Raw genomic sequence first — 25960 nt, 5'->3', positions numbered from 1 at the left:
AGGGGGCATAACGGATGGCAGGTCGGGAAGCCAGGCCGCCGGACGTGAGTGCGGTGGGAGGACGAAATGGCCAAGGTCAGGACCAGCAGCAACAGGGAGTCGGACCACCGTCCGTCCAGCCGTACGCCTCGATGACGGCGGCGGGTCGCGCAGCCGGCCGCATCCTGCCGTCCTTCGGCATGCCGCACCTGGTCGGCGAGGCGTCCCGGACTGTCGGTTCGGCGGCGACCCGGCTGGCCCGGACGGCCGGGCTGACGCGGCGGCGGGTCTGGTCCCGGCCGGGCCGACACCACATCGAGGTGCACGGTGTCTGCCAGGACGGCGGAAACCGGCTGGCCCGTCAGGTGGAGGGCGCGCTGGAACGTCTGCCCGGCGTCGCCTGGGCTCGGGTCAACGCCCCGTCCGGGCGGGTGGTGGTTGCCGTCGAGACCCCCGAGCCGGCGTTGCGCGACCTGATCGCCACGATCAGCCGGGTCGAGCGGACCTGCGACCACGAACCCGACCCGGAGATCCCACCACCGCATCCGCCGGAGGAGGGGCCGCGCACCCCCCGTACCCTCGGCGCGCTCGCCTCCGACGCGCTGGGCCTGACCATCTCGGCGGCCACCCGGATCCTGCCGTTCGCGCCGCTGCCCGGTGAGGTGGCCGGCGTGCTCGCCGCGGTCGATCTACAGCCGAAGCTGCACGAGTTCATCGGCAAACGGCTGCGCTCCGACCCCCGCGCCGACATCCTCTTTCCGCTGGCCGAAGCGGTGGTGCAGGGCCTGACCGGCCGTTGGACCGGGATCGTCCTGGACGGCGCCCAGCGGGTGGTGCAGTGGGGCGAGGCGCGGGCGCAACTCGCCGCCTGGGAACGGGCCGAACCGCATCTGACCGGCGAGGCGGAACGAGCCACCGCCCGCTGGCCGGTCGTCGAGCGTCCCCGGCCGAAGCCGGACGGGCCGGTCGAGCGGTACGTCAACCGCATGCTCGGCGCGGGTGCGGCGGCCGGTGCGGCGGCGATGCCGTTCGCCGGGCCGAAACGGGCCATCGCGGTGGGCTTGTCGACGCTGCCGAAGGCGCCCGGCAGCGGACGCGAAGGGTACGCCGCGCAACTTGGCTGGATGCTGGCCCGGCGCGGAGTGATCGCGATGGACCGCAGCGTGCTGCGGGAGTTGGACCGGATCGACACGCTCGTGCTGGACGCCGCCGTGCTCGGCTCGGACCGGGGTGTCCTCGCCGATCTGGCGCCGGCGCCCGGCGCGGACGTCGACCAGGTGGCGGAGCAGGCCTTCGCGCTGTTCAACCCGGACGATCCGGCTGCTTCCCGCACGGCGGACGGCTGGCGGCTCGGACCGCTGGATCAGCTGCCCGGCACCGACCCGGGTGACATCCCGGACGGCGACCGGCTGCGCTCCGCCGGTGGCCAACTGCTCGGTCTCGTCCACGGCGACCGGCTCGCCGCGCTCCTGCGGGTCGAGCCGGAACCCGCGCCCGGCGTCGACGGCCTCCCGGCCGCCGCGCGGCAGGCTGGCCTGCGGCTGGTGGTGGCCGGCGGCGACGAGCAGCGGTACGGCTTCGCCGACGCGATGCTGCCCGGCGGCGACCAGCTGACCGAGTCGGTACGCGCGTTGCAGCGCGACGGCGCGGTGGTGATGCTGGTCTCGGCGGACCGCAGGGCGCTCGGCGCGTCCGACTGCGGTCTGGGGCTCGCCGCGCCGGAGGAACTGCCGCCGTGGGGCGCACACCTGCTGGTGGGCGCCGACCTGCGGGTGGTGGCCCTCGTGGTCGAGGCGACCGGGGTGGCCCGCCGTACGGCCCAGCAGAACATCCGACTGGCCATGGCGGGCACCGGTCTCGGAGCACTGGGCGCGTTCACCGCTCCGCCGACCCAACTGCCGCACAAGGCGCTCGTCGCGGTCAACGGCGCGGCCGGGTTGGCCTTCGCGAACGGGGTCTGGCAGGCCCGCCGGCTACGCGACCAGTCGGACACCCCGGCACCGGTGGCGACCGCCTGGCACCTGATGCCGGTCCGTACCGTGCTGGACCACCTGCACACCACGCCGGACGGTCTGGCCACCGCGGAAGCGCAGCGCCGGCACCACGACGGTGGCGGGAACGGCGATGCCGGACCGGGACGCGGCGGTCTGCTGCGCGCCTTCGTGGACGAGTTGTCCAACCCGCTGACCCCGGTCCTGGCCGCCGGGGCGGTGCTGTCCGCGTCGTTCGGTTCGCTTGTCGACGCCGCGCTCGTGGGCAGCGTGGTCGGTGGGTCCGCACTGATCGGCGCGGTGCACGAACGCAACACCGAACGGTCACTCGCGGAACTGCTGTCCCGTTCCGCGGTGACCGGGCGGGTCCGCCGGGACGGTGGCGAGCAGGTTCTCGCCGCCGAGGACCTGGTCCTCGGTGACGTCATCGCCCTGGAGCCGGGTGACTCGGTGCCCGCCGACTGCCGCGTCCTCGAATCGGTGGGCCTGGAGGCGGACGAGTCGTCACTGACCGGTGAGTCACTGCCGGTCGCCAAGTCCAACCGGCCGGTGGTGGCCGCCGCCATCGCCGACCGACACTCGATGCTCTACGAGGGCACCACCGTCGCCGCCGGGCACGGCACTGCCGTGGTGGTCGCGACCGGGTCGGACACCGAAGCCGGCCGCAGCCTGGCGCTCGTCCGGCAGGCCCCACCGACAAGTGGGGTGGAGGCCCGCCTCGGTTCGTTGACCAGCGCCGCCATCCCGTTGGCCGCCGGTTCGGCGGTGGCGGTGGCCGGCGCGGGCCTGCTTCGGGGCGTACCCCTGGCCGAGACGGCGGCGACCGCGGCGAACCTCGCCGTGGCGTCGGTGCCGGAGGGGTTGCCGTTCCTGGTCAGCGCGGCGCAGTTGGCCGCCGCCCGGCGGTTGGCCGAGCACGGCGCCCTGGTCCGCAACCCGCGCACCATCGAGGCGCTGGGTCGGGTGGATGTGCTCTGCTTCGACAAGACCGGCACCCTCACCGAGGGCCAGTTGCTGCTCGCCGGGGTCGGCGACGGCGTGGGCGACCGGTACGCCCCGGTGGACCGGCTCGACGACCGGCTCCAGTTGACGCTGGCCGCGGCGCTGCGCGCCACCCCCGCCGCGGCCAACCCGGAGGAGTTGGCGTTGCAGACCGACCGGGCGGTGCGGCGGGGCGCGGGCGTGGCCGGGGTGGTGGAGCAGACCGGCGCGGCTGGTTGGCGGGCTGCCGGTGGGCTGCCGTTCGAACCGTCCCGTGGCTATCACGCGAGCGTCGGGGAGACCGACGGCCGCCTGTTGTTGAGTGTCAAGGGCGCTCCGGAGACGGTGCTGCCGCGTTGTTCGGCCCGGCGCACCGACGGCAGTCAGGAGCCGCTCGACGACGCCGGGCGCGCGGAGCTGGAGCGGATGCTCGCCGATCGGGCCGGAGCGGGAAACCGGATCCTCGCCGTCGCCGAGTGCCAGGTGGACGACCCGAAGGTGACCGACAACGACGTCCGAGGGCTGACCTTCGTGGGTTTCCTGGCCCTCGCGGACGGGGTCCGGGAGAGCGCCGCCCCGGCGGTGCGCCGCATCCGGCAGGCCGGTGTGCACACCATCATGATCACCGGTGATCACCCCGCCACCGCCGAGGCGATCGCCGCCACCATCAGCGAGCACGACGAACAGCGGGTGGTCACCGCCGGCGAACTGGACCAACTGGACGACGACGCGCTCGCCGAGCGGTTGGCCAACACCGATGTGGTGGCCCGCTGCACCCCGGCGCACAAGGTGCGGATCATCCAGGCGTTGCAGAAGTGCGGACGGACCGTCGCGATGACCGGTGACGGCGCCAACGACGCCCCGGCGATCCGGCTGGCCGACGTCGGCATCGCCCTCGGCCAGCGGGGCACCCCGGCCGCCCGCGCCGCAGCCGACCTGGTGGTCACCGACGACCGGCTGGAGACCATCATCGCCACCCTGATCGAGGGGCGGGCGATGTGGTCGTCGGTGCGGCACGCGCTCAGCATCCTGGTCGGTGGCAACCTCGGCGAGATCGCGTTCAGTGTGCTGACCGCCGCGGCCACCGGCCGCTCCGCGCTCACCGGACGACAACTGCTGCTGGTCAACCTGCTCACCGACCTGGCGCCGGCGCTGGCCATCGCGGTCCGGCCACCCGCGTCGGACCGCACCGACGCGCTGCTCCGCGAGGGTCCGGACACGGCGCTCGGTGAGAGCCTCACCAGGGAGATCGGCCTCCGGGCGGCAGCGACCACGCTGGGCGCGACCGCGGGTTGGACGTTGGCCCGATACACCGGACGCCGTCAGCGGGCCGGGACGGTCGCCCTGGTCAGCCTGGTCGGCACCCAACTCGGGCAGACCATCCTGGCCGGCGGCACCAGCCCCGCCGTGCTGGCGTCCACGGCGGCATCACTGGGCGTGCTCGTCGTGGTGGTGCAGACGCCGGGGGTGAGCCAGTTCTTCGGCTGCACCCCACTCGGACCGGTGGGCTGGACCATCGGGGCCGGCTCGGCGCTCGGCGCGACCTTCGCCAACGGCGCGCTCACCAGGCTGATGGAACACGTGCCCCAGGCCCGGCCGAACACCGCGCCCACGGACAGCTGAGCCGCATGCCCACCGCCCACCGGGGTACCGGAGCCGGAGGAGGTGGGCACGATGGTGGAGCAACCCCAGGTGACGTTCATCGGTACCGCGACGACGGTGCTGCGGATCGGCGGGTTCACCCTGCTGACCGACCCGAACTTCCTGCATCGGGGTCAGCGGGCGTACCTGGGCAAGGGTTTGTGGTCGCGCCGACGCACGGACCCGGCGCTGCGGATCGCCCAGCTCCCGGAGCTGGACGCGGTGGTCCTCTCCCACCTGCACGGCGACCACTTCGACCGGGTGGCCCGCCGCGAACTGGACCGTGACCTGCCCATCGTCACCACGCCAGCGGCCGAACGCCGCCTACGTCGCTGGGGCTTCCAGGCCGCCCAGGGCCTGCCGACCTGGTCGTCCCGGGAGCTGCACCGCGACGGTACGACACTGCGCCTGACCTCGATGCCCGGCCAACACGGCCCGGGTGCCCTGGACCTGCTGATGCCCGACGTCATGGGCACGATGATCGACGTGGAACGCGCCGGTGCTCGAGAGTTCCGGCTGTACGTCACCGGCGACACCCTCAACCGGCCGCTGCTCACCGCCATCCCCGAGCGCTACCCGGACATCGACGCCATGCTCATCCACCTCGGCGGTACGAGGGTCGCCGGGGTGCTACTCACCATGGATGCCAGCCAGGGTGCCGACCTGACGGAACTGGTCCGACCGAAGCTGACCGTACCGATCCACTACGACGACTACCCGGTGTTCCGGTCCCCGCTCGCGCACTTCGTCGACGAGGCCCGCCGCCGGGGTTGGGTGAAGCAGGTACGCACCATCGCCCGCGGCGAGACCGCATCCCTCACCCCGCCCGACTGACCACCGATTCGCGCAGACCCCCGACACGGCGATCGCCGCCCACCCGGGGCGGCGATCGAGGACGGATGCGACGGTCAGCCGCGCTCGGAGATGGCCTCGATGAGGTCACCCACGGGCCGCTCCGGCAGGGAACGGGCCACGTCGGCGACGGCGACGATGCCGACCAGCTCATGCCCGTCGATCACTGGCAGCCGGCGTACCTTGTGCTGGCCCATGGTGCGCAGGATCTCGGCCGCGTCGTCGTCCGCGCCGATGGTCACCGCCTCGCCCTGGGCCAGCTCGCCCGCCGTGACGTTGGCCGGGTCGCGGCCTTCCGCAAGCACCTTCACCACGATGTCACGGTCGGTCAGCATGCCCTTCAGCCGGTTGTCCTCGCCGCAGATCGGCAGGGCGCCGACCCCCAGCTCTGCCATCTGCTTCGCGGCCGACTTCAGGTCGTCCTGCTCGCGGACAGAGGTCACGTCGTTCGTCATGATCTCGCGTGCCGTAGGCATTGGTAAGACACCTCACTTCCGGGGGGTTGTTGCCGTTTCTCCTACCCCGGTCGGCCACGGCCATGCCGCCCGCCTTCACCTCACCGCGCCCGAGTCGTCACCCCGCGTCCGGGCGGAAGGGGTCCCGGGACGGGCCCTGCTCGGCCCAGCAGAGGCCCCCGCGAAACTCCACTCCCGGAATGCCGTCGACCAGGTGGCTGATGTCCACGATGCTCGACACGGAGGTCGCCAGGTCCGATCGGAGCTCCTCGACCGCCGTCTCCAGGTCGCCCTCCTCTGTGGACCAGTCGATGTCCGCCGCACGCCGGTCGGCGACCGCGTGACCGGTGACCGCCGCCGGGTCGGTGACGAGCACCGACTGTTCATCCATGCACGGATCATGACAAAGGGCGGCGTCCCTTGACCGGGCACCGTCGGTGGTGTCACCCCCGACTGTCGGCGCGACCGAGCATCGCCTCCGTCTCGGGATCGGGCATGAGCTCCCGGACCTCCTGCGCGCAGCGGCAGGCAGCGGCAATCTTGGCAGCCCACGCCAATCCCTCCTCGCGGGTGGCCACGTCGACGACGACGAAACCGCCGATGACCTCCCTGGTCTCCGGGTAAGGGCCGTCGGTGACCGTCCCGTCGGGGGTCACGATGCTCGCCTGCTGCCTTTCGAGGCCGATGCCGTACACCCACGCGCCGGCGTTCACGGCCTCCTGGACCACCGCGTGCGCGGCCTTGCCCACGTCGGGCATCTCCTCAGCGGGGATGTGGTCCATCGCGCCGTCGTTGAACGAGATCAGGTACCGCGCCATCCTCGTGACTCCTTGTCCCGGCGGCCACCTTCGGCCACCTCTCGTCTCCTCTACGAACGACTCGTTCCGGATTCGACGCCCCACCGGAAAGATTTCGCCGGATCCTCGTCGGCCAGCGGCGACCCGTGGACGGCCGCCAACCTTCCGGCCGGCCCAGGGTGCCGGGTGCCAACTACCCTGACCGCCATGACGACCATCGAGCAGCTTGAACGGGACGTGCGGCCGGACCTCGGCCCGGACGCCACGTCTCTGACGAGACGGTGCACGGAGCTGCGACGCACGCCGTTGACCGAGTTCACGGTCGAAGACCTGCGCATCATGCTCGGGCAAGAGATTGGCGTACCTGCACTGCTGCCTCTCGCGATACAGGTCCTGCTCCGCGATCCGTTGGCCGAGGGAGATTATTACCCAGGTGACCTGCTCGCCAACGTGCTGCGGCTACCCGACACGGCCTGGTCGGACCTGCGACCGGAGCGGAAGCGGCTGGAGTCTGTTCTGACTGAGCTCATTGCCGGTACCCCGTCGTCCGCCCCTGACCATGAGCCTCGCGACCTGGACCGGCCTCTTCGCGACGCGATCGTACGGTTCCTTGGTCGATGAGAGCGGATCTCAGCGTCGGCCTGTCGTCAGGCGGTCCAGCCCCAGAGGAGGGTCGCCGGCGCGACGACGACGGGACATCGCTCGGGTTCGGCAGTTGGTATCGACGCTGGCTGGCAGTGGCCGAAGGCCAGGTGTCACGCGGCGTCCGCGCTTAGCACGCTGACCCGCTAGCTCGACCCTCCCAACCCGCTCCTGATCGTGTTGGGGGCAGTTAACGAAGTGGAGCAGGAAGGGGGACATCTCCCTTGAACGCCTTCTCGGCCAGCTCCATACGAGCCGGGTGGAGAACGTTGTCCTGTAGAGGGTTCCTGGGTGCGCTGATACAGCGCTGACCTGGCGAGACGCCACAAACGGGGCACTGGAGAAAGAGCCCACTTGAGGGCACTAGCTCAACACCTTGAGAAAGCGCGGCCCTGCCGATCTTGACGATCGACTCGTACAACTGTGGATCGCGATGCCGGGCGGCAGCACTGGCTACTTCCCGCATCCCTTCCCAGAACCGTTCGGCAGCCCTCGGCTCGTTCACGTCGATGCGCACCACTGTGCCTCCCCGCCGTCGGACCTCAGGAACCTTGGCATGACCCCGGCTTGTTGAAGGGCAACAGACCTCAAACCTCAGCCCCCGCCCGGACTACCCGCGATGCCCACCCGTATGCAACCGACCGCCCTTCGGGAGGCGGGCCACCGGCCCGCTTCGTCGTCAAGCGAACTTCGATGCCTCCGGGTGACCGGCGACGAGTCGAGGGTGAGGGTTGGCGGCGCGTTTTGCCCGTCGCGGGCCGCCTTGAAGACGTACGGACCCCTTGGTCGACATCACCTCCGGCGACCTGTCCGGTCTCGTGACCTGCGTGACCGATCGGTGTCAGGACCTGCCTGACGAACCGCCGTATGCTGCTCGGCGAATGTCATGACGCCGGGCGCTGGCTGATGCGCGGCAGCGAAGGGGTCTCGTGAGCTACGACCTTGAGTGGACTGACCTACCCGAACCTGCTGCCACTGCCCGCTCGCGCTTCGAAGCGTGCTCTGAGCTGCGGGACCTGTGCGTGCACGCTCCTCCATGCCTGCACGAGTACGAGACGCTTGCGGCTGCATATCAGTTCCATCTGAACATCGCCGGCATGGGCCTCTGCCGCGACGGTATGCGCCGAACCGGCATGACCTACCACGGAGCCCCGCAGCCCTTCCCCGCCTGGCCGTTCCAGGGCATCGACGACTGGCAGTCTGCTGATCAGAGTCGGCGCGACGCGTACAACGAGGCCGAACGGGCGGCGTCGGCCCAGACGGTCCCTGGAATGCTTGGTATCCCAGAGTTCAAGCTGACGAGCAATGGTCCCTGGCTGGTTGGAGCGAGGGAGATCGACGAAGCGCTCGACTGCTATCAGGCTTCGTCGCCGAGCGTCCGTGCAGAGTTGGATGGGGATGACCTGTGGGCGGCCTGGCTTGACTGGTTGAGAGAGACCGTCAGCAACGGGGGTTTCACCGTACGGTGACGAGGGCTTGGCTGTGCGGATGGCCGTATGACGGGCGCCGATGATCCTCACGATGCTCGAGCTGGTGGCGTGGTACTTCCGATGGTCCTGGTGCAGGATGCAGCGGTGAAGTCGATCTATCGGACTCCTGCGGGCAGGGACAGCATTCGCCAGTGGTGCGAGGAGCAGTTGAGTGCGTGGCCGGTCCGACACGATCGACGCATGATTCGCGCCAAAGGCGAAGACACACACGTATTCACCGCTGGCGGAGGCCCACTGACTGTCGTATTCGTCGCTGAGGACCGCTTCAGCACGGCCGCCTACCTGCCGTTGCTCACAACCTTGGCTCAGCGGTACCGGGTGGTCGCTGCCGACGTTCCGGGCCAGCCTGGATTGAGTTCCGGTGAAGCGGATGCCGCCGGCGGCCGGCTCACCTGGTACGGCTCCTGGCTGGAAGAGGTCATCGAGAAATCCACAAGCGGGCCGGTCGTGGTGTTCGGGCATTCGTTCGGCGGCGCTGTCGCGCTCACGGCAGATCATTCGCGGATTCACGGCAAGGTCGCGGTGGCTCCTGGAGGGCTGTGCCGACTCAGGGTCACTCCCCGTGTCTTGTTGGCGTTCCTGAGCTGGCTGGTACGGCCACGATCTGCTTCGAGTCTTCGTCTGCTGCGAATCCTGTCTGCTACCGGCCGAGCGCCCCGCGCAGACCTGGTGGAGTGGATGACGTTGGTCGCCCGACACACCCGTCCGGTGAGTTCCGATGATCTCGTCCCGCCGGTAACGCGCACGGTGCCGGTCGTGATCGCTAGCGGAGACCAGGACGTGTTCTTGCCGCCGAACCGATTGCGATCAGGGGCACAACAGCGGCTCCATGTTGACCCTGACATTATTTTCAGCGCCGGCCACTTGGTCACCGATGAGCATCCCGATCAGCTCGCCGCCATGGTCGGCCGACTGGTCAACTAAGGCTCAAGCACCTCGCGCGCCGGGCACGTGGCGGTAGGCGTTGACAGTGCGGTGGTCGACACCTCGTCGGATCGACGGGAGCGGAAACGGAAGTACGTCGACCAAGAGCGAGCGGAAGCGGTCCACAGCGGGACAAGCTGCGGCACGCCTTCGCCTCGCTCCTACTCGATCAGGGCGAGGAGGGGACGACAGGACCGCGTGGCTGCCCTCAGGACCGAGATCAACCGGGGGAAGTGCTGGTGGAGCCCAGGGGACTCGAACCCCTAACCCCTGCCTTGCAAAGGCAGTGCTCTGCCAGTTGAGCTAGGGCCCCGTGGACGACCGCTTGTCGCCGCCTCAGAGGTCAGCGCAGGTCGGGTGCGGTGGTCGCCTCGTGCCAGAGGGCACGCTCGTCGCTCGAGGCCTTGATCTTGTTGTACACGACGGCGGCCACGCCGACGACGCCAGCCAGAATCAGCAGCTTCTTGAACATTGGGGCGACCCCTCGTGCTCGACTAACGTCGGACGACCGTGCGGTGGGGCTAGATGGAATCGAACCATCGACCTCAGAGTTATCAGCTCTGCGCTCTAACCGACTGAGCTATAGCCCCGCGTTGCGACGAGCAAGATTAACCCATCCGCTGCGCCGGCCCCAAATCGGGGTCCGCACCCACGAGCCGGGCCGTCGTCGCCTGCCAAAACCTACCCGAGTACGGGACGCCGGAGCGACCGCGTTTCGCGGTGCCCCGGCGTCCCGGTCGCTCAGTCCCGCTCGGCGAGCGTCAGCTCGATCCCGCCGACCAGGTCGGCGCAGACGTTGTAGACGAACGCTCCCAGCGTGGCCAGCGCGGTGAACAGCACCACGTTGACCAGACCGATCAGCGCCGAGCTGAGGATCACGCCCTTGGCGGTGATCTGGAAGCCGCTGGTGCTCTGCCCACCGCCGGCGTTGACCAGGTCGCTCAGGCTCTCGTTGACGCTCTTGAACACACCCATCGCGTCCAGCGCGAGGTAGAGCACCGAGGTGGCGACCACCACGACGATGAAGAGCACCACCGAGACGGCGAACGCGAACTTCATCACCGACCACGGGTCGATCCGCTTCAGGTTCAGCCGAGCCCGGCGCGGTCCCCGGGACGCAGCCGAGCTGACCGACGTACGTGCCGCGCGTACCGCGTCACCGACACGGGCGGCCCCGACGGCCGACGCGTTGCCGATGCCCGGCGGCAGGCCACCGCCGCTGACCGGGCGGCCGCCAGCGGAGGTACGCGCACCGTCCGACGGCGGCTGGGTCATGCCGGGTGTGATCCGCGGCTGGGTGCCGGTGGCCCCGGTCGACGCGGCCTGGCCGGGCCGGACGTTGATCGGCTGGGTGGTCGCCGGTCGGGCCGAGGGTGTCGCCGAACCCGAGGGTGTGGCGGCAGACGTCGGCGCCTCGGCTCCGGACGCCTCGGTCTTGTCACCCTTGCCAGCGTCATCGCTGGTCGGCTCAGGCGGGGGTGTCATGCCCGGGGCCCTGGTGAATTTCGGGGCAGGCGCGTCGGCGGGGACCGTCGCCCGGCCTACGGCCGCGCGGCCGGTCGCTGGTGTGCCGCCCTTGGCGGCCTCCTCGTCGACCGGGTTGGCCGAGGTCCCCGTGTTCCCCGACTTCGCCTGTGTCTCCGTCATTCAACTAGTCCTGTTCGTCAGGCTCGTCGGCATTGCGAGCAATCGCCACGATAGTCACGCCGTCCGGGAGGTCCATCAGCTTGACCCCCATTGTGTTCCGGTCACGCGTACGGCGTACAGGCTTCACCGGAGTCCGGATGACACCACCGTTGCTGGTGATCGCGAACAGCTCGTCGTCCGGATCGATCACCACCGCGCCGACCAGACCACCGCGCCGTTCGGTGATCTTTGCAGTCAACACGCCCTTACCTCCCCGGCCCTGCACCGGGTATTCCTCGATCGGGGTCCGCTTCGCGTATCCCCCGTTCGTGGCCACCAGAACGTCCAGACCCTCCCGAACGACCTCCATGGCCAGCAGGACGTCGTCGTCCGTGAAGCGCATGCCGATCACCCCCGAGGTGGCTCGGCCCATCGGCCGCAACGCCTCGTCCGAGGCGTTGAACCGGATCGCCTGCGCCTTCTTGGAGACCAGCAGCAGGTCGTTCTCCGGCGCAACCAACGCAGCACCGACCAGCTCGTCCTCATCGCGCAGGTTGATCGCGATGATGCCGCCGGAACGGTTGGAGTCGAACTCCTCGAGCCGCGTCTTCTTCACCAGGCCGTTCTTCGTGGCCAGTACCAGATAGGGGGCTACCTGGTAGTTCGGGATCTCAATGATCTGCGCTATCTGCTCGTCGGGTTGGAAGGCAAGCAGGTTGGCCACGTGTTGGCCCTTGGCTACCCTACTGGCCTCCGGCAACTCGTACGCCTTGGCCCGGTACACACGGCCCTTGTTCGTCAGGAACAGGATCCAGTCGTGGGTCGAGCAGACGAAGAAGTGGCTGACGATGTCGTCCTGCCGCAGCGTAGCGCCACTGACGCCCTTACCCCCGCGTCGCTGCGAGCGGTAGAGATCGACCTTGGTGCGCTTGGCGTACCCGGTCCGGGTGATCGTGACGACCACATCCTCGCGGGCGATGAGGTCCTCCATCGAGACCTCACCGTCGAACGGGATGATCTGCGTCCGGCGGTCGTCGCCCCACTTGGCGACGATCTCGCCGAGCTCCTCGGAGACGATCTTCCGCTGCCGCTCCGGCTTGGCCAGGATGTCCTTGAAGTCGGCGATCTCGATCTCGAGCTTGGCCAGGTCGTCCACGATCCGCTGCCGCTCCAACGCGGCGAGACGGCGCAGCTGCATGTCCAGGATGGCGGTCGCCTGGATCTCGTCGATCTCCAGCAGCCGGATCAGGCCCTGCCGGGCGTCGTCCACGGTCGGCGACCGCCGGATCAGCGCGATCACCTCGTCCAGCGCGTCCAGCGCCTTGCCCAGACCGCGCAGGATGTGCGCCCGCTCCTCGGCCTTGCGCAGCCGGAACGCGGTCCGCCGACGGATCACCTCGATCTGGTGCTCGACGTAGTAGCGGATGAACTGGGCCAGGTTGAGCGTGCGCGGCACCCCGTCGACCAGGGCCAGCATGTTGGCGCCGAAGGTCTCCTGGAGCTGGGTGTGCTTGTAGAGGTTGTTCAGCACGACCTTCGCGACCGCGTCGCGCTTGAGCACCAGCACGATCCGCATACCGGTACGGCCGGAGGACTCGTCGCGGATGTCGGCGATCCCGGCGAGCTTGCCCTCCTTGATCAGCTCGGCGATCCGCTCGGCCAGGTTGTCCGGGTTGACCTGGTAGGGCAGCTCGCTGACGACCAGGCAGGGACGGCCGCGCTTGTCCTCCTCGACCTCCACCACGGCGCGCATCCGGATCGAGCCACGACCCGTGCGGTACGCGTCCTGGATCGCGGTCTGGCCGACGATGAGGCCGTAGGTCGGGAAGTCCGGACCCTTGACGATGCCGAGCAGGGCTTCGAGGGTGGTCTCCTCGTCCTCCTCGGGATTGTCGAGGCACCACTGCACCGCCGTGCCGATCTCCCGCAGGTTGTGCGGCGGGATCTTGGTGGCCATGCCGACCGCGATGCCCTCGGAGCCGTTCACCAGCAGGTTGGGGATCCGCGACGGCAGGATCGTGGGCTCCTTGGCCCGGCCGTCGTAGTTGTCCTGGAGGTCGACGGTGTCCTCGTCGATGTCCCGCAGCATCTCCATGGCCAGCGGGTCGAGCTTGCACTCCGTGTTGTGGCTGACAAACCCGTCCGAGACGAACGAGTGGTCGTCGGTGTCGACCCGGACGCTGTAGACCGGCTGCACACCGGCATCCGTGATCTCCGCCACCTCGGCGTAGTAGAACCGACCGTCGACCAACGGCTCGACCACGTCGAGCACCTCGGTGTTGCTGATCCGGGCGGCGATCTCGTCGCGGTCCCGCTCCCACCGCTCCACCCGGTCGACGTTGTGCCGGCGAAGCCAGTCCCGCTCGGTCCAGCGCTGCGCGCCATGCTCGCGGATGAACTCACCGACCAGCGGTACGTGGTCGCTGGAGAGCGCGGTGCTCCTCGCCGGCACCTGGGCCAGCTCCGCCTCCAGCTTGGCCTGCTTGCGGCCGAGGAAGCCGACGTGCGCGGCGAAGATCCGGGCGTCGCGGCGGTTGGTGACGACGACCTTGATCTCGCCGTCGTCGTAGCGGGTCTGCCGGCTGATCACGCCGAACTCCAGCAGCAACTGCTGGACCTCGCGGGCCAACCGCTGACTGCGCGTGGAGTACGAGACCTGGATCGTGTTGCGCGGCAGCAGCGAGGACGAGCCGTCGCCCTCGAAGAGCGCCTGGAGGAAGGCCCGCTTGACCGCGGCCGGCCCCTGCCAGACGAACTCGGGGACGAACTTCGCGGCGCTGCGGTCGCCCAGCAGGTCACCGAGGAGGCTCTTACGCAGCGCGCTGAGGTCCTGCACGTCGAGTTCGTGCAGAGTGCTGCCGGAGGCGATGACCCGCTCGCTGACGTAACGAGGGCCGCCCACCGCCAGGTCGTAGGCCGCGAGGACGCGGACGAAGAAATCCCGGTCCACGTTGTTGAACCCGGCCCGCCCAGGGGAGACCCAGCCCTCGCTGACAAACGCGCCGGCGAGGACCGCCGCCTCGACGTGCTCCAGCATCGGGTAGCCGATCTCGTCCGGCACCGAACGCTGGAGCACCACCCGGTCGCCCGGGGAGATCTCGGCGAGCAGCTTCCACAGCAGGGTCGGCACACCGGCCACGTCCACCAGGCAGAGCACCGGGTGGTTGTGGGTGCCGGTCAGCTCGTACCCCTCGCGGGTACGCAGCCGCAGCGTCGGGTGCTCGCCGGAGTGGAAGAACTTCGATGCGCGAACCAGGTCGCCGTTGCGGTCGCGGACCTTGAGGTCGACGTCGGTCTCGCTGGACGGCTCCGCGCCCGGCACGACGTCGGCGATCCGCACGCTGCCCTCGGCGGTACGAATACGGACATCTGCCGTGACGCAGTAACGCATCGCGGCGGCCGGGTCGTTTCCGGGCGAGCCGAAGTTGCCGTTGCCGTCGACCAGCGGGTAGCGCAGCGACCAGGGCTGCGCCATCCGGACCAGCGCGTCGTAGATCGCCGAGTCGCCGTGCGGGTGGAACTGGCCCATCACGTCGCCGACGACCCGGGAGCACTTCACGTAGCCGCGGTCCGGGCGGTAGCCGGAGTCGAACATCGCGTAGAGGATCTTGCGGTGGACCGGCTTGAGGCCGTCCCGGACGTCCGGCAGCGCACGCCCGACGATGACGCTCATCGCGTAGTCGAGGTAGGAGCGCTGCATCTCCACCTCGAGCCCGACCGGTTCGATCCGGTCGTGTGCGACCACGGCGGCGATGGCCTCGGCGGGGACCTCGGGCTCGTTCGGTGTGGACTCGGGAGAATCGGTCACTGTATACCCTTATCAGACTCAGAGTCGTTTTCGTGCTGTGGATAACCGCTGTGGATACCGGCCAAGCTGTGGATAACTCTGTGGACCGCCGGATCGGCCGGGCACTGCCCGGCCGATCCACCGCAGTCCGTCAGATATCCAGGAACCGCACGTCCTTGGCGTTGCGCTGAATGAACGACCGGCGCGCCTCGACGTCCTCACCCATCAGCACACTGAACAACTCGTCGGCGGTCGCCGCGTCGTCGAGAGTGACCTGACGCAGGGTACGCGTTGCCGGGTTCATCGTGGTTTCCCACAGCTCGGGATAGTTCATCTCGCCGAGGCCCTTGAAGCGCTGGATGTCGTCCGGCTTGGCGTTCGGCTTCTTCTGCTGGCGCAGCACGATCAGACCGTCCCGCTCGCGGTCGGAGTACGCGTACTGGGCGTCGTCGCCCTTCTTGTTCCACTTGATCTTGTAGAGCGGCGGGGCGGCCAGGTAGACGTGCCCCATCTCGACAAGCGGACGCATGAAGCGGAACAGCAGGGTGAGCAGCAGCGTCTGGATGTGCTGGCCGTCGACGTCCGCGTCGGCCATCAGCACCACCTTGTGGTACCGCAGCTTCTCCATGTCGAAGTCGTCGTGGATGCCGGTGCCCAGCGCGGTGATCAGCGCCTGGACCTCGTTGTTCTTCAGCACCCGGTCGATCCGGGCCTTCTCCACGTTGAGGATCTTGCCGCGGATCGGCAGGATCGCCTGGGTCCGTGGGTCGCGGCCCTGCTTGGCCGAGCCGCCGGCCGAGTCACCCTCGACGATGAACACCTCGGACTCGCGCGGGTCGGTCGACTGGCAGTCGGCCAGCTTGCCCGGCATCGAGCCGGACTCCAGCAGCGACTTGCGTCGGGCCAGCTTGCGCGCCTGCTGCGCGGCGATCCGCGCCCGGGCCGCCTGGGACGCCTTCGTGATGATCATCTTGGCCTCGGCCGGGTTGCGGTCGAACCAGTCGACCAGCCGGTCGTTGCAGACCCGCTGCACGAAGCTCTTCACCGGGGTGTTGCCCAGCTTGGTCTTGGTCTGCCCCTCGAACTGCGGGTTGGCCAGCTTGACCGAGATGATCGCCGCGAGCCCTTCGCGGATGTCCTCGCCGGAGAGCTTCTCGTCGCCCTTGAGCAGCTTCTTGTCGGTGCCGTACCGGTTGACCACGCTGGTCAGCGCGGACCGGAAGCCCTCCTCGTGGGTGCCGCCCTCGTGGGTGTTGATCGTGTTGGCGAAGGTGTAGACCGACTCGCCGTACGACTCGTTCCACTGCATGGCGATCTCGAGGGACATGCCCTCCTCTTCGGCCTCGAACTCGACCACGGTCTTGTGGATCGGGCTCTTCGAGGCGTTGAGGTGCCGGACGAAGTCCGCGATGCCGCCCTCGTAGTAGAAGGTGACCTCGCGCTGCCGGCCGTCCTCCTCCTCGGCCACCCGCTCGTCGAGCAGGTGGATGCGCAGGGCGCGGTTGAGGAAGGCCATCTCCTGCAGGCGCCGGTAGATGGTCTGGAAGTCGAAGTCGACGGTTTCGAAGACGTCGGGGTCGGGCCAGAAGGAGACCGCCGAGCCGGTGCTGTCGGTGGTCTCGCCCTTCTCCAGCGGGCTCGGCTTGGAGTTGGTGTAGTGCTGCCGCCACACGTTGCCGGACTTGTGGATCTCGACGAACATCTTGGTGGAGAGCGCGTTCACGACGGATACACCGACGCCGTGCAGACCGCCGGAGACCGCGTACGCCTTGCCGTCGAACTTGCCACCCGCGTGCAGGATGGTCAACGCGACCTCGACACCGGGCTTCTTGAGCTTCGGGTGAAGGTCGACCGGGAACCCACGGCCGTTGTCGGTGACCCGGACGCCGCCGTCGGCGAGCAGCACCACGTCGATGGTGTCGCAGTATCCGGCGAGGGCCTCGTCGACCGCGTTGTCGACGACCTCCCAGACGAGGTGGTGCAGACCGCGCTCGCCGGTGGACCCGATGTACATACCGGGCCGCTTGCGAACTGCCTCCAGCCCTTCGAGAACGGTGATCGACTCTGCGCCGTACTCCTGCTTGTCCTGCGCTGCCACCCTCGGCCACTTTCTCGCGTCAGCCGCGCCGGTAGGGCGCGGCGGGCGCGGGTTCGGCGGACAGGACGCGACGTCGGCGCGTGGACCGGTGCCGGAGACCTCCGGACAGCGGGTCGAACGCGCCGGTCGCCGCGGTTGCCCGCGGATCGCGATCGGCTCAACCCGACGTGGAGAATGAACCTGGGGCCACCGGCCCCGTCCCTCTCCCGCACCGGGTCTTCGTCTCGCGGTCAATCCTACTGTGCGCGGGGGACAGAACCACCACTCGGCACCCTCAGAGAGGCGGCTGAGAAGTCCGTAGCCGGCAGAACCCCGTTGCCCGCGACTCCCCCCACACGCCAGGGTCCGATCGCACGCGCCGTCCCCGAACGGGTTGACCCGCGCTCGGGCGGGTCGGGGGTCGCGGCCGAAGCCCCCGTGCCGTACGTTTGCGGCGCTCCGGAACCAGGCTTGATCTTTACCGGCCGGAACCGGGACGATCGACCCGATCGACCCGACACGTGCTCTCTAAGAGGTGACAGATGGGGCTGGACAACGTCGCGGTGCACTGGCCGCGGACCGGCCGCTTCTATGATCCGGTCGCGCCGGCCGAGTTCGTCGACTTCGGCGAGATCGTCGATCTGCCACGGATCTCCGCGCCGACGGCGGCGCTGGCCGAGCTGATCGCGAAGACCGGCACCATCCGGGCCACGGCGTACACCGAGTTGGTGGATCTGCTCCTCGGCCTGGAAGGTGTGTTGTACGCCACAGATGCCGCCGCCGAGGACGAGGACCCGGTGATCGACCCGGACGGCTGCGCCTGGATCGCCAGCGGCATCGAGCGGTTCGTGGCCGGGCACCGCCCGCACGGTGAGGTGGTCACCTTCGAGTCGGTGAGTACGGTGCTGCGCTCGCTGCTCGGCGACGGCAGATTGGCCGAGCAGCAGCTGCGGTGGCTGGAGAGCCGCCTCGACGCGCTGCGCGACGAGCGCGGCGACCCGCCGCAGTGGAACTTCACCTGCGCCGAGATGGGCGTGCTTGCCGCTTTCTACCGGCGCTGCGCGGAGCGCGGGTTCGCCGTCTACGCCGACGTCTGACCCGCCGCGTCGGCCTCCGAGGCGGCCGGTCGGTTGGCGGCGGCGATCACCTGGGTGAGCACCGCGTGCAGGTGTTGCAGGTCCTCGACCGGCAGCCCGAGCCGCTGCACGATCGCGGCCGGGATCAGCTCCGCCTGGCTCCGCAGGGCGGCGCCGCTGGCGGTGAGCGTGACGGCGAGGCTGCGCTCGTCGCCGGGGTCGCGTTCGCGGCGCAGGTAGCCGGCCGCTTCGAGCCGCTTGAGCAGGGGTGAGAGTGTGCCCGGGTCGAGCTGCAACAGTCGGCTGAGGTCGCGACCGGACAGCGGGGCGTGCTGCCAGAGCGCCAGCATCACCAGGTACTGCGGGTGGGTCAGCCCCATCGGTTCCAGCAGCGGCCGGTAGACGGCCACCACGCTGCGCGCGGCCACCGACAGGGCGAAGCAGACCTGCTGCTCCAGCGCCAACGGGTCGTCGCGATCCGGTCGATCGCTCATCGGTTGCTCGTACCAGCCACGGTGACTACTCTACCGATCATTGGTGTACCAATCATTGGTGCCCCAACCATCTGCTCGTGGAACGGGCGGACGGACACGCGGCGGGAGAGGGCGGAAGATGAGCGAGGACGGTGCGGTCACCAGGGCGCCAGGCGAGGGCGGCCGACTCCTGAGCTGGGCCTTCCGGCACCTCGCCGGCCCGGCCGAGGGTGTCCAGGGTGCGGTTCAGGGCGGTTCGACCGAGGCTCGCGAGGCGTGGAAACGCGACCTGGCCGAACGCAAGCGCTACACCCGGGAACAGCGCGAACGCAGGCGAGCGGCCCGCGAGGCAGGAAAGGGCTGAGGAGCCCGACTCAGCCGTACGTGTCGCGGGGCCCCCGGCCGCGTACCCGGCGCGGCCCCTTGCCCCAGGAGGGCGCGGCCGGGCCATGGATGTGCAGCTTGCGCACCACGTTGTGGCCGACCTCGCTGGCGATCTGCTTGAGCAGCGAGCCGGCGAGCAGACGCAGTTGCGTCGCCCACGCGGTCGAGCGTGCCTCCACCGTCAGCTCGCCGTTCTCCAGTTTGACCGGGCGACTGTGCTGGGCGACCTCCGCGCCGACGACTCGCTCCCAGGCGCCGAACACGGTGGCCTCGGCCGCCGGCTGCTGCCAGCCCCGCGCCTTCACCAGCCGGTTCAGCACCGCGCTGAGCGGCTGCGGGTCGCGCGGGTCGGGGCCGGGGCCGGAGTAACCGCGCAACCGCCGTCCCGACCCGCCGGCCGTGTCGCCGCCCGCACCACCAGGGGTACGCCGGGCGCGGGCCGCCGCCTGCCGCCGGGACAGCGCCGCGTCGAGCACCGCCCGAGCCAGCTCCGGACCGCTGGCCTCCGCACCGCCCGCCGCTTCCACCCCCGGGGTACGCGCGCCCGCGGCGTCGCCCTTACCGGCCTCCGGTCGCTTGGGGCGTGGCTCATCCGACACGGCGTACCGTCCCTTCGCCGACCTGGTAGCGGGCACCGCGCAGAGCGGCTGGCACATCATCGTCCACCGCGCAGGTGACGAGCAGTTGACTCGCCCCGCCGACCAGCTCCGCCAGTCGCTCCCGACGGCCGGTGTCCAGCTCCGCGAAGACGTCGTCGAGCACCAGCACCGGCTCGATACCGTCGGCGCGCAGCAGGTCGTACCCGGCCAGCCGCAGCGCGAGCGCGAACGACCACGACTCGCCGTGGCTGGCGTACCCCTTGGCGGGCAGCGGGCCGAGAGTCAGCGCCAGCTCGTCCCGGTGCGGACCGACCAGGGTGGTGCCCCGTTCGATCTCGGCGGAGCGGGACGCGGCCAGTGCGGTGGTCAGCGCGTCGGTCAGCGCGGCCCGGTCGGTGGTCGGCTCGGCCAGCTCGATCGAGGGTCGGTAGGCGATGCTCGCCGCGCCCCGGCCGGCGGCCACCGCGTCGTACGCCTTGGCGACGTGCGGGGTGAGCGCGGCCACGAGTTCCAGTCGGCCGGCGAGCAGCTCCGCGCCGTGCTGGGCCAGGTGGGTGTCCCAGACGGCGAGGGTGCCGAGGTCACCGCCTCGCGACCCGCCGGTCTTGCGAGCCAGGTACGCGGTACGCAGCAGGGCGTTGCGCTGCTTGACGACCCGCTCGTAGTCGGCCCGCACTCCCGCGTACCGGGGCTGCCTGTTGACCAGCAGGTCGTCCAGGTAGCGGCGGCGCTCGGACGGGTCTCCCCGGACCAGCTCGAGGTCTTCCGGGGCGAAGAGCACGAGTCGCAGGGCACCGAGCACGTCCCTCGCCCGCCGCGCCGGTGAGCGGCCCAGCCGTGCCCGGTTGGCCTTGCCGGGCACGATCTCCAACTCGACCAGCAGCTCCCGGCCGTCGTGCACCACCGCACAGCGGATGACCGCGGCGGTGGCGCCCATCCGGACCAGCGGCGCGTCGGTGGCGACCCGGTGTGAGTCCAGGGTCGCCACGTAGCCCAGCGCCTCGACGAGATTGGTCTTGCCGACGCCGTTGGGGCCGGTCAGGACGTTCGCCCCCGGCTGGAGGTCGACGGCCACCCGCTCGTACGAGCGGAAGTCGACAAGTTCCAGCCGGTGGACATACACAGGTTGTGGATACCGCTCAGCGCTTGTGGACGGCGTGGCCACCGAACTGCTGACGCAGCGCGGAGACGGCCTTCATGGTGGGCGAGTCGTCCTGCCGCGAGGTGAACCGGGCGAACAGCGAGGCGGTGATGACGTTGAGCGGCACCCCCAGCCGGACCGCCTCGTCGACGGTCCACCGGCCCTCGCCGGTGTCCTCGGTGTAGCCGCTCAGATCGGCCAGCTCCGGGTCCTCGTCGAGCGCCCGGTCCAGCAGATCGAGCAGCCAGGAACGGACGACGGTGCCCTCCCGCCAGGACTTGATGACGCCCGGCACGTTGGTCACCAACTCCGAGGCCGCCATCAGCTCGTAGCCCTCGGCGTAGGCGTGCATCAGGCCGTACTCGATGCCGTTGTGCACCATCTTCGAGTAGTGCCCGGCGCCGACCGGCCCGGCGTGCACGAAGCCGAACTCTCCCTCCGGCTTGAGCGCGCTGAAGATCGGCATCAGCCGGTCCACGTGCTCCTGGGCGCCGCCGACCATCAACCCGTAGCCGTTCTGCCGACCCCAGACGCCGCCGGAGACGCCGACGTCGATGTAGCCGATGCCCCGCTCGTTGAGCCGCTCGGCCCGGGGTGCGTCGTCGCTGAAGCGCGAGTTGCCGCCGTCGATGATGATGTCGCCCTCGCCGAGCACCTCGGCCAGTTCGTCGATGGTGGCGTCGGTGACACCGGCGGGCACCATGACCCAGACCGCGCGGGGCGACTCGAGCTTCTCAGCCAGGCCCGCGAGGGTCGTTACGTCGCTGATCTGCGCATTGTGGTCGAAGCCGACAACGTCGTGACCAGCGGTGCGCAACCGCTCCCGCATGTTGCCGCCCATACGGCCGAGTCCTACAAGGCCGAGCTGCATGTGTTTCTACCTCCGTGGATCTGGGTGTTGCTGGGCGCGATCAGCGCGAGACGCGGATCGGCATGATGAGGTACCGGTACCCCGGAATGACCTCTCCATCCTCGCCGGCGGGCGAGATCACCGCGGGCTTGAAGGCGTCGACGAACGAGAGCACGGCGGTCTGCGAGCCGAGGTTGGCCAGGCCGTCGATGAGGTACTGCGGGTTGAACCCGATGGTCAGCGCGTCACCGGTGAAGGTGGCCTCCATCGCCTCGCTGGCTCGTGCCTCCTCGGAACCGCCGGCCTCGACCACCAGACCGTCCGCGCTGAAGCTCAGCAGCACCGGAGTGGTCCGCTCGGCGACGAGCGCGACCCGCTTGACCACCTCGATGAGGGTGCTCACCGAAACCCGGGCGGCGGCGTTGTGGGTGGCCGGGAAGAGCGAACGCACCGGCGGGTAGTTGGCGCCGTCGAGCAGGCGGCTGGTGGTACGCCGGGTGCCGCCGGCCAGACCGACCATTCCCTCGCCGGCAGCGCCCTGGGCGAGGGCGAGGGTGACCTCGCCGCCCAGCGGGCCGAGAGCCTTGGCGGTGTCGTTCAGGGTGCGGGCCGGCACCAGGGCGTTGATGCTGACCTCGGGGTCGTCCGGCTGCCACTGGATCTCGCGCAGCGCCAGCCGGTATCGGTCGGTGGCGAGCATCGACAGCGTGTTGCCGGAGAGCTCGACGCGGACGCCGGTCATCATCGGCAGCGTCTCGTCCCGACCGGCGGCGATGGCCACCTGGGAAACCGCGGTGGCGAACGCTGCCGCGTCGACAGTGCCGGCGCTCTGCGGCATCTCGGGCAGCGCGGGGTAGTCCTCCACCGGCATGGTGGGCAGGGTGAACCGGGCGCTGCCACAGACCAGCTCAAGGTGCGCGCCGACCGCGGCGATGTCCACCGGCTTGGCCGGCAACGCCTTGGTGATCTCGGCGAGCAGGCGGCCGGAGACGAGCGCGGCGCCGTCGGCGTCGCCCTGCACCTCGACGGTCACCTGGCTGGAGACCTCGTAGTCGAACCCGGAAACCCGCAGGTTGCCGTCGGTGACCCGGAGCATCACCCCGGCGAGCACCGGTACGGATGGCCGGTTGGGCAGGCTCTTCGCGGTCCACGCCACGGCCTCGGCGAGCGCGTCGCGCTCCACTCGGAACTTCATCAATGCCTCCGCGTCGACGTCAGCGACAACTCTCTCATGCCGACCGCTGCCTACCGTCCCGCCCGACCGTGCGGGTACCCATCGCACCTTAGGGCGCGGGGGTATCGGCTGTGCGCCCGACCCCATGGTTCGTGTCGGTGCTGACCTGTCGATCGGGCAGCGTTCGGCACGATCCACAGAAAGCCCAACGGTGATGATTGGTTTTTGTTCTCTTAGAAGAGATAACTCATCGTCTTCATCGCACCTGTGCAAACTGTGGAAAACCCGAGTCTGCGCAGCTCAGACACCTTATCTACAGGTGAATTGGCTGTGGAGAACCGGGGGTACAACCGGCCTGCCTGTCCACAGGCCGATCTCGGCGCTCGGTTGTCCACCGTTGTCCACCGGTTGTCCACCGGTAATCCACCGACTTTCTCCCCAAGCCTGTGGATGACGATGAAGATCACCATTGCCGTCATCCCCAGAACCTTCAACAGCTCGTACACAGGTGGACGGTTGTCGGTGGATAACTCGACGGTTGTCCCCAGGCGTCCACAGCTCCGTACACAGGGTTTCTCCACAGCCTGTGGGTAACCGGCGAGGGACGGACCGTAGTTATCCACCGACGGTGGACAACGAGCTGTGGACAACGAGTGGGAGTCGAGGCGGTCACGGCCTCAATGTGTGGCCTACACCATGTCGAGAGTCCAGCCCCAGGCCCGAAAAAACGCCCGACCGGAGACCCGGTCGGGCGTTTCCTGGGCCGCGTGCCGCCGCGACGGCGGCGTACGCCTCAGCTGTTCTGCTTGATCCGGTTGGTCAGCTCGGCGATCTGGTTGTAGAGCGAGCGACGCTCTGCCATCTGCTGACGGATCTTCCGGTCGGCGTGCATGACCGTGGTGTGGTCCCGGCCGCCGAAGGCCTGCCCGATCCGGGGCAGCGACAGCTCGGTCAGCTCCCGACACAGGTACATGGCCACCTGGCGGGCGTTGACCAGCACCCGGGACCTGGACTGACCGCGCAGGTCCTCCAGACTCACCCCGAAGTAGTCAGCGGTCGAGGCCATGATCTGGTCGGCGTTGATCTCCGGCCCGGCGCCGTCGGGCATGAAGTCCCGGAGCACCTCCTCGGCCAGGGACAGCTCGACTGTCGACCGGGTCAGGCTGGCGAACGCCGTCACCCGGATCAGCGCGCCCTCCAGTTCCCGGATCGAGTTCGACACCCGGGAGGCGATGAACTCCAACACGTCCGGCGGGGCGTACATCCGCTCCTGCGCCGCCTTCTTCTGCAGGATCGCGATCCGCGTCTCCAGGTCCGGTGGCTGGATGTCGGCGAGCAGTCCCCACTCGAACCGGGTTCGCATCCGGTCCTCCAGCGTGGCGAGCTGACGCGGCGACCGGTCGGAGGTGATCACGATCTGCTTGTTGGCGTTGTGCAGGGTGTTGAAGGTGTGGAAGAACTCCTCCTGCGTACGCTCGCGGTTCTCCAGGAACTGGATGTCGTCGATCAACAAGATGTCGACGTCGCGGTAGCGCCGCTGGAACGCGCTGGTCTTGTCGTCCCGGAGCGAGTTGATGAAGTCGTTGGTGAACTCCTCGGTCGAGACGTACCGGACCGAGCGGGCGTTGCCGAGCGTCGTGGCGTAGTGCCCGATGGCGTGCAGCAGGTGCGTCTTGCCCAGCCCGGAGTGCCCGTAGATGAACAGCGGGTTGTACGCCTTCGCCGGTGACTCCGCCACCGCCACGCTCGCCGCGTGGGCGAACCGGTTGGACGACCCGATGACGAACGTCTCGAACATGTACTTCGGGTTGAGTCGGTTGCCGCCGGTGTCGGCGCCGGGCAGCCGGCGGTCGTCGCGGCCACCCGCCCGGTGGTCCACTCCGCTGCGCCCCGGGCCGCTGTCCGTGCCGCCGTCGCGGGGCATCGCGCGGATCACGTGCTGGTCGCGCGGCGACCCCGGATCTTCCCGGTAGCGCGGCTCGTAGGGCCGGGTGTCCGGACCGGGTGGGTCGAGGCGACCAGCCTGCTCGTCGTAGCCACGCCGGTCCGATCCCGGTCGGGGCGACCGCATCGGCTCCGCGAAGGAGGCGCTGAACAACGCCTCCTGCCCGTCCCTGCTGGCGGGGATCATCCCGGGACGATGCGCGTCGACGCTCGGCGCGAGCGGCGGACCCGTGGGTGCGGGTGGCGCGACCGGCTCGGGCGTACGCGGCGCGTGTGACTGCTCGGGGATCATCGTGTCGGCGTGCGCTCGTGCGCCGTGGTCGGTGTCGAAGGGCGCGGCAGCCGGACCCTCGACCTCGAACGGGCTGGGCTCCGGGGCGCTGCGGTAGACGGTGCCGGCCGGTCGGCCCGTGGCATCCTCGGCCACCCGAACGGTGACCGCCACCTGGATCGGCCGGCCGAGCCGGCGAGTGAGGGCCTCGGTGATCGCCGGGCGCAGCCGTGACTCGATCACGTCACGGGTGAACGCGTCCGGCACGGAGAGCAGCGCGGTGTCCTCGACGATCGCCCGCAGCCGGGTCAGTCGGAGGTAGGCGCGCTGCTGAGCAGAGATGATCTCGTCGGCAAGCTCGTCGGTCGCCGCTAACCACACTGCGGCAAGGTCGGTCGTACCGGCCACCGTCGTGCCACCCCCTCGCCTCTGCTCCCGGCCGCCGCTGTCTGCCAGCCGGCCGTCCCGGGCCCGCCGCGTTCGCGGGTGGAACAACACCCCACCCGGACGATCGACCGGTGGTCATCCACAAGTTATCCACAGCCTGTGTACCGACCGATTGTGGCCGCTGCCGGACTCGGGTGGGACCTGCCCCCTGCCTGACCGGGCGCTGAAGCGGGTTCACCGTGCCGAACGATTCACTACCTTGTCCGGTCTTGCCTGTGCGACGACCGGACGCTTCCGACGCTCACCGCAATCGGGCACGGTAACAGCGTTGTCCCTGCGCCATCAACCGGCGACGCGGCGGCACCCTTCTCGGCATCAGCGAAAACCACCCTCCTGCCCCGGGCGCGTCCTGTTGGCCG

At 69.6% G+C, this 25960-nt stretch carries 20 protein-coding genes and 2 tRNA genes; 7 read left to right on the top strand and 15 right to left on the bottom strand.

The genetic code is table 11. The annotated features are described in order from the left end of the window. Positions 1–131 precede the first annotated feature (131 nt). Together AB0C01_RS17590 and AB0C01_RS17585 are read left to right on the top strand one after the other, a co-directional pair. Positions 132–4574 carry an HAD-IC family P-type ATPase gene (locus AB0C01_RS17590; protein WP_357571745.1) on the top strand — a complete coding sequence of 1481 codons (4443 nt, stop codon included), beginning with the start codon at positions 132–134 and terminating at the stop codon, positions 4572–4574. 51 nt (positions 4575–4625) lie between these two features. Then, positions 4626–5426 carry an MBL fold metallo-hydrolase gene (locus AB0C01_RS17585; RefSeq protein WP_357243045.1) on the top strand — a complete coding sequence of 267 codons (801 nt, stop codon included), beginning with the start codon at positions 4626–4628 and terminating at the stop codon, positions 5424–5426. Between the two features lie 74 nt (positions 5427–5500). On the opposite strand, the gene AB0C01_RS17580 is transcribed toward AB0C01_RS17585, so the two are convergent. The 3 genes from AB0C01_RS17580 to AB0C01_RS17570 form a co-directional block, all read right to left on the bottom strand. Next, positions 5501–5920 carry a CBS domain-containing protein gene (locus AB0C01_RS17580; protein WP_357571612.1) on the bottom strand — a complete coding sequence of 140 codons (420 nt, stop codon included), beginning with the start codon at positions 5918–5920 and terminating at the stop codon, positions 5501–5503. A gap of 97 nt (positions 5921–6017) precedes the next feature. Continuing rightward, positions 6018–6290, bottom strand: coding sequence for a hypothetical protein (locus AB0C01_RS17575; RefSeq protein WP_357571611.1), 273 nt, complete (start codon positions 6288–6290; stop codon positions 6018–6020). Between the two features lie 52 nt (positions 6291–6342). Continuing rightward, positions 6343–6717, bottom strand: a complete 375-nt coding sequence (locus AB0C01_RS17570) for a YciI family protein (RefSeq protein WP_357243038.1) — start codon at positions 6715–6717, stop codon at positions 6343–6345. Positions 6718–6903: 186 nt separating this feature from the next. On the opposite strand from AB0C01_RS17570, the gene AB0C01_RS17565 reads away from it, so the two are divergent. The 3 genes from AB0C01_RS17565 (at position 6904) to AB0C01_RS17555 (ending at position 9752) form a co-directional block, all read left to right on the top strand. Continuing rightward, positions 6904–7317 carry a contact-dependent growth inhibition system immunity protein gene (locus AB0C01_RS17565; RefSeq protein ID WP_357243035.1) on the top strand — a complete coding sequence of 138 codons (414 nt, stop codon included), beginning with the start codon at positions 6904–6906 and terminating at the stop codon, positions 7315–7317. 950 nt (positions 7318–8267) lie between these two features. Next, positions 8268–8807, top strand: a complete 540-nt coding sequence (locus AB0C01_RS17560) for a hypothetical protein (RefSeq protein WP_357571610.1) — start codon at positions 8268–8270, stop codon at positions 8805–8807. 81 nt (positions 8808–8888) lie between these two features. After that, positions 8889–9752, top strand: coding sequence for an alpha/beta hydrolase (locus tag AB0C01_RS17555; protein WP_357571609.1), 864 nt, complete (start codon positions 8889–8891; stop codon positions 9750–9752). A 237-nt stretch (positions 9753–9989) separates the two neighbouring features. Here the strand turns inward: AB0C01_RS17555 and AB0C01_RS17550 are convergent. The 6 genes from AB0C01_RS17550 to gyrB form a co-directional block, all read right to left on the bottom strand. Continuing rightward, a tRNA-Ala gene (locus AB0C01_RS17550) sits at positions 9990–10065 on the bottom strand. Positions 10066–10095: 30 nt separating this feature from the next. Then, complete coding sequence (locus tag AB0C01_RS17545; protein WP_357243027.1) at positions 10096–10224, bottom strand: DLW-39 family protein; 129 nt, start codon at positions 10222–10224, stop codon at positions 10096–10098. Positions 10225–10268: 44 nt separating this feature from the next. Further along, positions 10269–10342: transfer RNA gene (locus tag AB0C01_RS17540), tRNA-Ile, on the bottom strand. 151 nt (positions 10343–10493) lie between these two features. Then, entirely contained in the window at positions 10494–11399 is a 906-nt protein-coding gene (locus AB0C01_RS17535) for a DUF3566 domain-containing protein (protein WP_357243024.1), read from the bottom strand. A gap of 4 nt (positions 11400–11403) precedes the next feature. After that, positions 11404–15123 (bottom strand): intein-containing DNA gyrase subunit A, encoded by a 3720-nt coding sequence (gene gyrA / locus AB0C01_RS17530; RefSeq protein WP_357571744.1) that lies wholly within the window; start codon positions 15121–15123, stop codon positions 11404–11406. A gap of 193 nt (positions 15124–15316) precedes the next feature. Next, the gene (gene gyrB, locus AB0C01_RS17525; protein ID WP_357243021.1) at positions 15317–17263 is read right to left on the bottom strand and encodes a DNA topoisomerase (ATP-hydrolyzing) subunit B; all 1947 of its coding nucleotides are present in this window, start codon (positions 17261–17263) and stop codon (positions 15317–15319) included. Positions 17264–17784: 521 nt separating this feature from the next. Here gyrB and AB0C01_RS17520 point away from each other — a divergent pair. Continuing rightward, complete coding sequence (locus AB0C01_RS17520) at positions 17785–18339, top strand: hypothetical protein (RefSeq protein ID WP_357243018.1); 555 nt, start codon at positions 17785–17787, stop codon at positions 18337–18339. Here the strand turns inward: AB0C01_RS17520 and AB0C01_RS17515 are convergent. After that, positions 18324–18812, bottom strand: a complete 489-nt coding sequence (locus AB0C01_RS17515) for a MarR family transcriptional regulator (protein WP_357243015.1) — start codon at positions 18810–18812, stop codon at positions 18324–18326. The two genes, AB0C01_RS17520 and AB0C01_RS17515, sit on opposite strands and share 16 nt — an antisense overlap. A 118-nt stretch (positions 18813–18930) precedes the next feature. Here AB0C01_RS17515 and AB0C01_RS17510 point away from each other — a divergent pair, with 118 nt between their 5' ends. After that, positions 18931–19155 (top strand): hypothetical protein, encoded by a 225-nt coding sequence (locus tag AB0C01_RS17510; RefSeq protein WP_357243012.1) that lies wholly within the window; start codon positions 18931–18933, stop codon positions 19153–19155. Between the two features lie 10 nt (positions 19156–19165). Here the strand turns inward: AB0C01_RS17510 and AB0C01_RS17505 are convergent, their stop codons facing one another. The 5 genes from AB0C01_RS17505 to dnaA all read right to left on the bottom strand — a co-directional run bounded on the left by AB0C01_RS17505 (position 19166) and on the right by dnaA (position 25562). Continuing rightward, complete coding sequence (locus AB0C01_RS17505) at positions 19166–19702, bottom strand: DciA family protein (protein WP_357244060.1); 537 nt, start codon at positions 19700–19702, stop codon at positions 19166–19168. Between the two features lie 61 nt (positions 19703–19763). Then, positions 19764–20897, bottom strand: coding sequence for a DNA replication/repair protein RecF (gene recF / locus AB0C01_RS17500; protein ID WP_357243008.1), 1134 nt, complete (start codon positions 20895–20897; stop codon positions 19764–19766). A gap of 16 nt (positions 20898–20913) precedes the next feature. After that, a complete protein-coding gene (gene gnd / locus AB0C01_RS17495) occupies positions 20914–21786 on the bottom strand; it encodes a phosphogluconate dehydrogenase (NAD(+)-dependent, decarboxylating) (protein WP_357571608.1) in 873 nt (290 codons plus the stop codon). Between the two features lie 40 nt (positions 21787–21826). Then, positions 21827–22960, bottom strand: coding sequence for a DNA polymerase III subunit beta (gene dnaN, locus AB0C01_RS17490; RefSeq protein WP_357243002.1), 1134 nt, complete (start codon positions 22958–22960; stop codon positions 21827–21829). Positions 22961–23732: 772 nt separating this feature from the next. After that, positions 23733–25562, bottom strand: coding sequence for a chromosomal replication initiator protein DnaA (gene dnaA, locus AB0C01_RS17485; protein WP_357571607.1), 1830 nt, complete (start codon positions 25560–25562; stop codon positions 23733–23735). Positions 25563–25960: the final 398 nt, after the last annotated feature.

The organism is Micromonospora sp. NPDC048905, assembly GCF_040649655.1.
Taxonomy (GTDB): Bacteria; Actinomycetota; Actinomycetes; order Mycobacteriales; family Micromonosporaceae; genus Micromonospora.
This window is presented reverse-complemented; position numbering and strand designations above follow the sequence as displayed.